Origin of the sequence: Nocardia amamiensis, from assembly GCF_015477605.1 — a bacterium.
Classification (GTDB): Bacteria; Actinomycetota; Actinomycetes; order Mycobacteriales; family Mycobacteriaceae; genus Nocardia; species Nocardia amamiensis_A.
The window spans coordinates 134,646-143,004 of the sequence record NZ_JADLQX010000005.1; the positions used below are offsets into that span (position 1 = coordinate 134,646).

An 8,359-nucleotide genomic window follows, 5' to 3' on the forward strand; every position below is an offset into this window, starting at 1 on the left:
GGGTCGGCGCCGCGCTCAGACCAGGTTGGTGAACGAGTCGACGTTCTCGGCGTCGACGTTGTTCTTCGTCTGGCTGCCCTCGAAGATCTTCGAGGTCATGTCGTCCAGCTTGCTGTTGAGGCGGGCGCCTTCGTCCTGCCATGCCTGAGCGGCCCGGCCGCACGCATCGTTGGCATCGCCCTGCCAGCCCGGCTTGGCGGCCTCGATGTCGCTGCCGATATTGCCGATCGTCGTCTTGATCTGACCGACGGCCGTCATGAAATCGTTCACGACCTGGGCTGCCGCGGCATCGTCGAGACTTACCTTGGACATTTTCTGACCTTCCTTCGTCTGTCGTTACTCATGTTGGCGATTCACGTTTCCCGGGTTTTCGCACGCAGCTCTCGACGACGCGCGAGCTAGGGCATCCACCTTCCTCCGGGCAGGGATTCGATCAGTGCCGAAATCGCCTGCGCGATCCGGTGATCGGAACCCGGGGTGAAGGTGGACCAGACCCGGAGGTCCGCGGCGGCGCCGGGGCTGGCCGCGATACGACCCCGCGCGGTGTCGTACACGGCTACCGCCCCGGACGATCGGAGTGTCGCCCCGTCCTCGTGGGCGTAGGCGACGATTTCGGCGTGCGCGTGGCAGCTGGACATGGCGAGACCGAATTCGATCGCGTCGCGCTGGTCGAGCACGCCGAGCGCGTACACCGCCTGGGTGAAATCACTCGATGCGGTCGCGCCGTCGAGACGTTCGCGCAATTCCTCCGACGGGGCGCTGAAGCCGGCGATCTCGGCGGGCGGGCAAGCGCCCAGCGCGGCGAGCACCGGACGCGCGAGCGCTGCACCGTCGTCGTCGGCCCAGGCCGTGTGCACGTCGAAGGCGTCACCGGTACGGATGGCGGCCGCGTGCTCACTCCCCCGGCGAGCCAAACACACGCGCACGGGTCCGGTTTCGGTGTAGATGCGGGCGACCAGCTCACGATCGGGCTGGGCCAACGTGTGCAGCGCCGCGGCGAGTTCGGCGTCGAGTTCGTCGTAGCCGTCGACGAGCCCCGACGCGCGCAAGCCCGTGAGGGCCTCCCGCTGCGCTTCCTGCCACGCCTCGGCCGAATCCTGCCGCGGGCCCACACCCAGCACCAGCGGCAACGTCTGCACACCGATCAGGCCGGACGCCGCGAGCAGTCCGTCGTTGGTCATCGTCGGCACGCCGGCCTCCTCCCCCGAGGCGCGGACGCAACGCGTCCCCGACGCACCGCCGCACCGCGTCCCCTGGTGCTGTGCGCGATAACTCCCTCGCCGCAGTTGGTCCCGACACCACCTCGCCGACGCACAGCCGCGCCGCACCCGCTGACACCGTGCTCGATAACGCCCTGGCCGCACTCCGTCACGACGCCACCTCCCGACGCACAGCCGCGTCACGCCCGTTGGCGCCGCGCTGGATAGCTACCCAGCCGCGCCCGGTCACGACACCACCGCGCTGACGCACGGCCGCGCCGCCCCTGTTGACGCTGTGCTCGACGACTACCTCACCGCGCTCGATCACGACACCACCGCGCTGACGCACAGCCGCGCCACGCCCCCTGACGCCGTGCTCGATAACTCCCTTGCCGCGCTCGGTCACGGTGCCACCTCGGTCTGTGCCGACTCCGGTCGCGCGGCTTGCTCGGGTGCTGCGCCGAGTACCGGCGGCGCTGCTTCGACGCCCGCCTCGAGCTGCAGGCCCTCGCCGGGACGCGGCGCGGACGACGCTCCGGCGCGGACGGCGCGTTCGGTGTCGCCCGCGGCCATGCCGGGAGCCATCGCGCCGGGCGCCATCCGGCTCGACGCGTTGTCGGCGACGACCGGAGCCGGCTCCACCGGAACGATTTCCGGCGCGGCCACCGATTGCGACACCGTCTGCGCGTGGTACGCGGTCTTCGCGCGCGGCATCGACAGCGCGCCCAGGTTCGGCATGCCACCGATGCGCGGGACGCTCGCGGCGGCCGCCGCCGCCGTGGTCTGGTTCGCGCCTGCCTCGGCTTCCAGCGCCGCGCCACTCGCGATCACCGGCGGGTGCTGCTGTTGCCACGGCATGGCCAGCGGCGCGGTGGCCGCCTCGTAGCTCTGCATCACCCGCGCGGCGTTCGCCTTCGCCAGGTCCTGTTCGGAATCGACCTGTGCAGCGGCCCCGACCAAGGGCGCGCCCAGGGCGGCACCGGCCTGCTCGATCCCGCGCTTCGCCGCTTCGAGCGCGGCGATTTCGGCGACGTGCGGCATGGCAAGGCGCGCCACCTCGTGGGCGACCGCCTGTGCGCCCGCCTTCGCGGCGTTCTGGCCGGCCGCCGCGGCCGCGTCGACCAGCCAGTCACGCAGCTTGGTGATGCGTTCGAGCACGGCCTCGCTCTCGCCGGATCGCCACGACTCGCGGATCTTCGCCACGATCTGGTCGTATTCCACGACGGCGGCGCCGAAACTCGCGGCGAGCTTCGCCCATGCCGTGCTCGCGTCGGCCATCGGCGCTGCGCCGGGTCCCGTGGTCAGATCCCGCGCCAATTGTTCGGTTGGCCTGGCCTGCCAGACCACACCGGTGAATCCGATTACCGGTGGTTCGACCATGCGCGCTCCGTGTCAGTTCGCTCCGAAGCCGGCGGCATTGTCGTCGTCCATCCGCACCAGCAGATCGGTGTGGGAACGCAACGCGGCGGCCAGTTTTCGGATCTCCAGCACTCCGGCGGACGCGGCCCCGTCATAGGAGGACGCGACACCGCGCAACGTATCCGCCGCGCGACCGGACACTTCGTCAGAGCCCGCGGGCTCGACCGCCAGCGCGGGCATGCTCTGCCGCAGATCGGCTTCCAGACGCGCGGCGAGAGCGTCCAGGTCCGCGGCGGACTTGCGGGCCTCGATGGGATCGAATTCCATGACGTCCTCCTGTCAGAGGGTGAGCGACTTGTCCGGTGGCTCGGAGTCCAGTGGTTCGGAGACCCGTTCGGCCGCGCCGACCACCGGCAGCGAGGCACCCTCGATTTCCCCGACGACTTCGTTGCCGTGCTGCTCGGTGACCAGCAATCCACGCAAGCCGTCGGTGCTCTGCTCGCCGGAGCGCGCCATGCCGGCGGCGCCGGCCGCGCCTGCCATCGGCACCATTCCCGGACCGGAAGTCATGCCACGTGCCGCGGAGGCGGACGTGGTGGAAGCGGCTTCGGCGGCAGGCATACTCGCGCCCGCGGCGCCGAGCGCTCCGGCGCCGCGCGCACCCGCCCACGGGGTCAACTGCCGCGCAGGAGTTCCCGCCGCGCCGCCGACACCGGCCCCGAGGGGGCCCGCACCGGCACCTTCCGCGCCGTCCGGGTGCTCGCCTTCCTTCAGCCGCTCCCGGTCCTTTTCGGGGTCCGAGATCGACTTCGGCACGTTCAACGCGGTCTGCGCGGCTTGCAGCGCCTGCGCGCCGGTGGTCGCCATCTGGGTCAACGGGCCGAGCAGCTGCATGAGCTGCGACACCGTCTGCATCGGGTCGACGTTCTTCGGCGCGTTCGTGACCGGCACCTTCTGTCCGGTCGTCGTCATCTGCGCGCTGTGCACCGTGAGTTCACCGCGGGTCTTGGCGACCACGGCGGTTGCCTCGGCGAGCGTTTCGGTGGTCAGCGCGACCACGAACAGCTGGCCGCCGGGCGTGCCGAGGAACGGCGCGGAAGCGGCGAGCGAGGTCATGAACTTCGCGATGATCGCCGCCATCAGGCTCGCGCCCTGGAACACCGAACCCGAGGCCGCCGTGACACCGGCGGAGGTCGCCGCGCTCTGGCTCGCGACCGCGGCGCCGTCGGAGGCCGCCTGCCCGGCCTTCTGAGCCGCCGAGGAGGCGCCCATGCCTTGCCAGAGCTGCATCACCAGCTGCAACGCCGAGGTGCCGAGCGTCATCGCGGTCTGCACCACGGTGGAGACCTGGGACAACACCTGCGCCGGGTCGAGCTGTGGTGCGGCGGGCAGCTGCCCGGTCCCGAAACTGCTCGCCAAATCCGTGAGCGGCTTGGCCAACAGGGACAGGTCGATCACCGGTAGCGGCGGGAACTCCGGCAGCGGCGGCAGACCCGAGATCTCCGGCAGCGGCGGCAAACCCATGTCTTTCAGGACATCGTTGACCGGCCGGTCGAGCATCGGCCCCACCGCACTCTGCCGGAGCAGATCCACGACGGACTGGTCGAGCGGCGCACTCATATCGATGTGCTGATCGACCCGAAGTCGCCGGCCGAAGCGTCGTCGGTGAGGTCGTAGGTCGCGGCGCTCTCGTGTGCGGCGACGGCGGTCATACCGTGCACATGCGCCAGCTCGGCGACCGAGGTGAGGTTGTTGGCCTGCGCGACGGCGAATGCGGCCAGGAAATCCTGCCCGATCAGGCCGAAAACCGGAATTGCCGCGGCGATGGTCGCCGCCTGGTTCGCCGCCCCCGCGACCGCTACATCGACGGCCATGGCCGCCGAAGCGTCTCCGTACCCGCGGATGGCGTCAGAAGCTACAACGATCTCGTTCATCGGGAACCTCCGCTGCCGGAACACGATTGGTCCGTTCTTTTCAAATGTACCGGATCATCCCACCAGTTGATCCGGGAATATTTCGTAAACACCGGTAGACACTTCCATGACATTTCAGACACCGAATTCCTACGCATACTCGGCGACTTCTTCGTTGAAGCTGGTCACCAGTGCGCCACGTTCGGCGAACGCACGTCGCGCCGCGGAAGCCGCCGTGCTCACCAGGATTCGCTCGAACTCGGCGGGCGACAGTTTCGTGATCGCGCCGGACAGTTCGAGATCCACGAGCGCGCCGTTGCCGTCCACCACGGCGGTGACGGCGCCGTCGGGCGAGGTCTCGCGCACGCGGACCGCGGCCATCTGGTCGGCCAGATCGCGCATTCGATTGAGCTGACGGTGAACTCGCGCTTCGAGGGCGTCCATTGCCTCGTTCATACGAACCGCCTCACTCATACCGACCTGAGCCAGCTCTGCGGCTCGACCTCGTACTCCGCCTCCTCCGCCAGCTCTTGCCGCGCAACGTCTTCCGGCTTGGGCAAGCCGGTCAACGCCAAGACGTCGCTGGTGAGCCCAGCCGCCTCCAATTCCGCCCTGCGAGCAAGCCCGGCGCGATTCGCCGATTGTTTGCATAATCTGAGAATCTCCCCCGCCAACTCCCCCGGCTCGCGTCGTAATTCGCCAGGTTCGACCGTGATACATACCGGCAGTCCCTGTTCGGTGGTCTCAACCGAGATCGAGCCACTCTTGGACGCTGCTTTCCACATGGCATCCCTCATCCGCTCGTCGTACCTGAAAGTGTACGACGGGCTACCGACAAGTAGCACCCATCTTCCTCTGAGCCCCAGCACCTTGTTGATCTTTGATGATGCGGACGATCTCGAACGCGCAGTGAAGACGACCGAAACGGGAAGATCATCTTTTTCGAATTCTCCCCGCGTGGACCGCCCACTACAGGTCGGTGAATCGCCAAGATGTGATCATTGGTCCACAATCGGTTTCGACACCAATTGCATGGTCACCGATCGATTTGTCGATGTGTTGGTCGAATCCCATGGGCCTCCGAAAGTGGAAGCCCGGCCGACTCGGCCTACCGGCGTTCGTCTTTGATCGCCCGCACCACCGCGGCGACCTCGGTGTTGATCATCGCCGTCAATCGAGCGGCATCCGCCCCCACCGCGACGGACGGAAGGCCGGGGCTGCTCGCGTAGCGACCGTCGTCCACCACGTCGCGCCAGCGGATCTCGCGGTGCGTGACGCCGCGCGGCCCGAACACCGAGCTGCCCTGGATCACCGCGATGGTCCCGATCGTGGTGGCCTCGGCCTGGAGGAACTTCCGCGAGCGGTAGGCGACGGTGTCGTCGAACGAATCCTCCACCGCGGACTCGCCGTACGCGTAATCCATGTCGGAGCCGCTGTCGGTGGCGAGCACCACCTCCGGCTGCTTGCCCGCCGCGGCTTCCGGCATCTGCGCGACCACCGCGTCGGCGAGTCCCACCGCGGCGCACTCGGTCACTTCGAACCCGCCGCTGTGCCAGATGGTTTCTCCTGGTAGTTGCTTGACGACGTACCCGGCGTCACCCCGCCGCGCCGCGAGCAAACGGACGCACTTCTTCGGGTCGTCGCCGTCCGTGCCGTCCCAGCCGTCGACCACGATCCGGATGTCCGGCGCGGCGAGCGTCGCCAGCACCTCGCCGAAGGAGTGCTCCACCTTGTTCCGCAAGGCTTCCCGGACGCTGCTCTTTTCCAGCTCGAAGTCGTCGAGCAGCGGGGTGCGGCTGGTGAAGACCAGTGGTGGCGGCAGCGCGTCCTTGGCGTGGCCCTCCCAGAGCACGAAGAACTCGATGTCGCTGAACTTCCAGGTTCGCTTCATTTCTCCACGACCGGCTTGACCACGCGCGGCGCATCGCCGAGCGCTTCGTCCAAGTGCTCGGTGGAATCGAGGAAGGTGGGCCGCTTGTGCGCCTGGCCATCTCCCGCGCTCCGGCCCGCGGCGCCCGCCGCTCCGGGAGAACCGGGCATGCCCGCCGTCGGAGCCATGCCCGCACCACGGCCCATCGCGGTCCCGGCCGCCGTCGCGGTAGCCGTGCTCGCACGCGGGAACAGTTTGGCGGCCTGCGTGAGATCCTTGCCGACCGGCGCACCGGGGCCCGCCGCGCCGGGTCCGGGTCCACCGGCGCCTTTCGGCAACCCGGTCTTGGGGTCGATCTCGGTGCCTGGTACCGACGGGACGCCGGGCAAACCCGCACGCTGACGATCCTGCAACGCCTGTTGCGCGGCCTGCTGAGCGGCCTGCATCGCCTGCTGGAGGCCTTGCTGTCCGGCGGCCATCGCCTGCTGCACCGCCTGCTGGCCCTGCTGGGCGGCCTGCTGTGCGGCCTGTTGGGCCTGCTGCTGGCGCGCCGCGGCTTGCTGTTCCCGCTGGAACTGCGCGGCCTCCTGCTGCTGCCTGCGAGCCTCGGCCTGCTGCTGTCGCTGGAACTGCAGCGCCTCCTGCTGTTGCTGGCGTGCGGCGGCTTCGGCACGGCGTTGCGCGTCCGCTTGCGCTTTCGTCTGGGATGTTCCGGGACCGGGGCCGTTGATCCCCGGGCCGGGAGCGATCCCAGGCCCCGGAGAGGTGCCGGGCCCTGGGCCTGTACCAGGACCGGGACCGGGCCCCTGGGGAGCGGTGACCGGAGTCAGCGCGGCGGGCAGTAGCGGAATCGCGTTGCTGGACGCGGTGATACCCGGCGCGTAGAAGGTGCTGAACGCGGTCCTGGCCTTCGGCAGCAGTTCGTCCCTGGCATAGGGCTTGCCGACGTTCGCCCATGGCGTGTGCGGCATGTTGATCTTGGTTCCCCACAGCCACCCCGAGGTGTACATGAGGTTGTCGCTGACCAGCCGCATATCCCCGGTCAGCTCGGTGACATTGCCCTGGTACGCGGTTGCCGCCGTGACCGCGCCCGCCGCGCCGTCGCCGGTCCACGAACCGTTCGACTGCAGCTGGGTCAGCTGATTCTTCAGGTTGGTGAAGACCGTTTCCAGCCGGTCGGCCATCCACTTCCAGGTGCCTGCCGCGTCGGTCACTTCCGAAATGTGGTCGCCGATGGATTGGCCGAGGCTGTAGTAGGTGTTGTACTCCAGCGCGTAGGCGTTCTCGACGCGCACCGAGTTCTCGTTCCAGTGCTCGCCGCTCTGCGCGCTGTCCCGCGGTCGTTCCGGCGCTCGCTCCGGAGTCACCGTCGCGGTGTCGCGGTCCTGCGACGAACCGACATTTCGCAGACGCTCGTTCATGGCGGGCAGTTCGTTCCCGGTCGCCCAGTCCGGCCTTTGGGTCTCACCGGCGTCCGGCACGTGTGGAAAGTCCTGCCACTCGCCCCAGCGGCTGTTCTTGATCCGGGTGAACGCCGCCTCCGAGTCGGTCTCGCCGTCCCGGTACAGCCGGCCAGCGACGACGAACGTCTCCCCCATCTCGGCGAGGATGTTCTTGTGGTCCTTCAGCCGATCGTCCAGATCGCGACCGGCTTTGAAGAACTTCGACGCGAGCGCGGCGCCGGAACCGAGATTTCCGAAGCCCTGATAGTTCAGGACCCGCTCGACGGCGGAGTGCACGATGCCCACCATGGTGAGCGCGTCGGCGACGTTGATCGCGGCGGTCTCCGCGACACCGTGGTCCACCGTGATCTTGCCGTCACGAGCCAACCCTTGCAATCCCGTCCATGGGTTCACTCCGTCGCCCACAGGTCCTGCTCCTGCCTATCCGTCGCACGTCCTGTATCCCCAAGCTACCTTCTTCGGGGCCATACCCGGCGCGCCGTGTGGCTGATGACGCCGGGCGGGATTCGCCTCGGCACAGACACCATCGATCCGATCATCCCACCCGTGCTCGCG

Annotated in this window: 11 protein-coding genes; all 11 read right to left on the reverse strand. The window is 68.7% G+C overall.

Annotated features, from left to right (window positions below; translation table 11 throughout):
• Nucleotides 1–15 precede the first annotated feature (15 nt).
• The 11 genes from IU459_RS08790 to IU459_RS08840 all read right to left on the reverse strand — a co-directional run bounded on the left by IU459_RS08790 (nucleotide 16) and on the right by IU459_RS08840 (nucleotide 8,209).
• Entirely contained in the window at nucleotides 16–312 is a 297-nt protein-coding gene (locus tag IU459_RS08790; RefSeq protein ID WP_067473339.1) for a WXG100 family type VII secretion target, read from the reverse strand.
• Between the two features lie 86 nt (nucleotides 313–398).
• Nucleotides 399–1,181, reverse strand: coding sequence for an ESX secretion-associated protein EspG (locus tag IU459_RS08795; protein WP_228837650.1), 783 nt, complete (start codon nucleotides 1,179–1,181; stop codon nucleotides 399–401).
• Between the two features lie 187 nt (nucleotides 1,182–1,368).
• A complete protein-coding gene (locus tag IU459_RS08800; RefSeq protein ID WP_195128982.1) occupies nucleotides 1,369–1,605 on the reverse strand; it encodes a hypothetical protein in 237 nt (78 codons plus the stop codon).
• Nucleotides 1,602–2,579 carry a PPE domain-containing protein gene (locus IU459_RS08805; RefSeq protein ID WP_195128983.1) on the reverse strand — a complete coding sequence of 326 codons (978 nt, stop codon included), beginning with the start codon at nucleotides 2,577–2,579 and terminating at the stop codon, nucleotides 1,602–1,604. Before IU459_RS08805 ends, IU459_RS08800 begins: the two co-directional genes overlap by 4 nt.
• A 12-nt stretch (nucleotides 2,580–2,591) precedes the next feature.
• Nucleotides 2,592–2,885: a PE domain-containing protein gene (locus tag IU459_RS08810; protein WP_195128984.1), complete on the reverse strand. Its 294-nt coding sequence runs from the start codon at nucleotides 2,883–2,885 to the stop codon at nucleotides 2,592–2,594.
• A 12-nt stretch (nucleotides 2,886–2,897) separates the two neighbouring features.
• Nucleotides 2,898–4,178, reverse strand: a complete 1,281-nt coding sequence (locus IU459_RS08815) for a hypothetical protein (RefSeq protein ID WP_195128985.1) — start codon at nucleotides 4,176–4,178, stop codon at nucleotides 2,898–2,900.
• Nucleotides 4,175–4,492 (reverse strand): type VII secretion target, encoded by a 318-nt coding sequence (locus IU459_RS08820; protein ID WP_195128986.1) that lies wholly within the window; start codon nucleotides 4,490–4,492, stop codon nucleotides 4,175–4,177. Before IU459_RS08820 ends, IU459_RS08815 begins: the two co-directional genes overlap by 4 nt.
• A 129-nt stretch (nucleotides 4,493–4,621) precedes the next feature.
• Nucleotides 4,622–4,927, reverse strand: coding sequence for a YbaB/EbfC family nucleoid-associated protein (locus IU459_RS08825; RefSeq protein WP_195128987.1), 306 nt, complete (start codon nucleotides 4,925–4,927; stop codon nucleotides 4,622–4,624).
• A gap of 14 nt (nucleotides 4,928–4,941) precedes the next feature.
• Nucleotides 4,942–5,268 carry a hypothetical protein gene (locus tag IU459_RS08830; RefSeq protein WP_228837617.1) on the reverse strand — a complete coding sequence of 109 codons (327 nt, stop codon included), beginning with the start codon at nucleotides 5,266–5,268 and terminating at the stop codon, nucleotides 4,942–4,944.
• A gap of 311 nt (nucleotides 5,269–5,579) precedes the next feature.
• Entirely contained in the window at nucleotides 5,580–6,362 is a 783-nt protein-coding gene (locus IU459_RS08835) for an ESX secretion-associated protein EspG (protein ID WP_195128988.1), read from the reverse strand.
• On the reverse strand, nucleotides 6,359–8,209 hold the full coding sequence (locus IU459_RS08840; protein ID WP_195128989.1) for a hypothetical protein: 1,851 nt from the start codon (nucleotides 8,207–8,209) through the stop codon (nucleotides 6,359–6,361). The genes IU459_RS08835 and IU459_RS08840 overlap by 4 nt, the downstream gene beginning before the upstream one ends.
• Nucleotides 8,210–8,359 lie beyond the last annotated feature (150 nt).